Raw genomic sequence first — 1663 nt, forward strand, 5'->3', positions numbered from 1 at the left:
ATAATAGATATGATTTAAGATTGATATTATGAATTAGTGAAAAGTTTTTTTGTTTCTAAAAAAACTTTATTCAAAATATCAATATGAATATTTATCAATTTCAGAAATATTTCAAATATTTGATAGTTTTTATGAAATTATCCCTAATTTCCTTGACTGAATCGGTACATTCGTGTATATTAAAATCATCATTTAACAGAATATATTTCCGTTATTTCTAGAAATATCTGCTTGTATTTTGTTGGGTGGTAATATTTATCTTAGACACAAAAGTGTCTTGAAAGGCTTAGGAGGCAAAGTTAACATGCAAAACGGTAAAGTAAAATGGTTCAACAATGAAAAAGGATTCGGTTTTATCGAAGTAGAAGGCGGAGATGATGTATTCGTACACTTCTCAGCTATTCAAGGTGACGGATTCAAATCTTTAGAAGAAGGCCAAGAAGTTTCTTTCGAAATCGTTGAAGGAAACCGCGGACCTCAAGCAGCAAACGTTGTAAAACTATAATCTTATAAATAAGCAGGCTGGCAAACATTTTGCCAGCCTTTATTTATGTCTCGATATTTATCAATGCCGCCTAAGATTTAGAAAGCTTGCTTCCGATAAGCCTTATTTGTTCCCCTACAGTACATTTTGTAATGCAAAATCTGTGGGCATATCTTCGACCCTTTTCATCTTTATGATGTTTGTGCAGTAGACAGCCTTGACAATAGGTGATCATTAAATCCTCTACCTCGTCAAATATTTGCTTTCTTTTCATTTCACGCCCACCTCTTTCATCAAGACACCTAAATGACTTGCATCTTACTATGAATCATTTTCCCTTCAAGTGCTTGGGTAGCAAGCTTATCCGCTTCTTTATTTTCTGTTCTCGGGATTGGGGTATATCTTGCTTCAATAGAAAGCTTCTTCATTTTTTCTTCAATTCGATCAAGCCAGCGATTTAAATTTTCTTCAAAACATGGCCATTCTCCTTTAAGCTGCATTAATACCCCCTGCGAATCCCCTTTAAATTCACAGATCATATGGTGCACACCCATTTCTTCAAGCAAGTTTAATGTAAAATACAGAGCCGCATATTCAGCTTCATTATTATTTTCTATTTCATGAAAGAGTTCATTTGCACGAATGCGGTATTTCTTCTTCCCTTGCTTATAATAAATGACAGCACCAAGCCCTGCCTGAAAAGCGGCTTTATTAAACCCTCCATCAAAGTATACCGTTAAGTCGTGTGGATCCTCCTCAATTTCGGTAAGAAGCTTCCGCATTTCTTTCGTATTCCATGATGTCCCCATTTCATCGTGATATAGGATATCTTTTCCTTTTCCGCTCTTTTCAATATCCTCCCCCACTAATAATGCCATTTCGCCATCTAACCAGTCAGACTGAAAGACTACTCCTTCATTCCCTTTTATTTTATAAGTCCATTCCAATTTATATTTCATTTTTTTCAGCCTTTCTTAACTTACACATTATTGGTACACTTATTTTATCTTACCCTGATGTGGATTAGAATACAGTGAAACTTCAATCAGTGGTTTTTTTTCAATGGAAAGTGCTGGTGCCGATGTTAACACAGTATATGGCGTTCTTAATCGGTCTAATTCCACTGTTTGTTAGTTGCGGCCCACAGGATGTGGGTCACACAGACGTTGCCACACGACG

General features: G+C 35.8%; 3 protein-coding genes. 1 reads left to right on the forward strand and 2 read right to left on the reverse strand.

Features of this window, described 5'->3' with window-relative positions:
• Positions 1–304 precede the first annotated feature (304 nt).
• On the forward strand, positions 305–505 hold the full coding sequence (cspD, locus tag V7164_RS10920; protein WP_071459908.1) for a cold-shock protein CspD: 201 nt from the start codon (positions 305–307) through the stop codon (positions 503–505).
• A 70-nt stretch (positions 506–575) separates the two neighbouring features.
• Here the strand turns inward: cspD and V7164_RS10925 are convergent, their stop codons facing one another.
• Together V7164_RS10925 and V7164_RS10930 are read right to left on the reverse strand one after the other, a co-directional pair.
• A complete protein-coding gene (locus tag V7164_RS10925) occupies positions 576–758 on the reverse strand; it encodes a zinc-finger domain-containing protein (protein ID WP_335344203.1) in 183 nt (60 codons plus the stop codon).
• 28 nt (positions 759–786) lie between these two features.
• Positions 787–1443, reverse strand: coding sequence for a reverse transcriptase-like protein (locus tag V7164_RS10930; protein WP_335344202.1), 657 nt, complete (start codon positions 1441–1443; stop codon positions 787–789).
• Positions 1444–1663 lie beyond the last annotated feature (220 nt).

Source organism: Bacillus sp. JJ1474 (genome assembly GCF_036965225.1).
In the GTDB taxonomy this organism is placed as follows: domain Bacteria; phylum Bacillota; class Bacilli; order Bacillales; family Cytobacillaceae; genus Cytobacillus.

Excerpts from the sequence above, each read along its gene's own strand:
- cspD (WP_071459908.1), top strand. The coding sequence starts at position 305 with ATGCAAAACGGTAAAGTAAAATGGTTCAACAATGAAAAAGGATTCGGT.
- V7164_RS10925 (WP_335344203.1), bottom strand. The coding sequence starts at position 758 with ATGAAAAGAAAGCAAATATTTGACGAGGTAGAGGATTTAATGATCACC.
- V7164_RS10930 (WP_335344202.1), bottom strand. The coding sequence starts at position 1,443 with ATGAAATATAAATTGGAATGGACTTATAAAATAAAAGGGAATGAAGGA.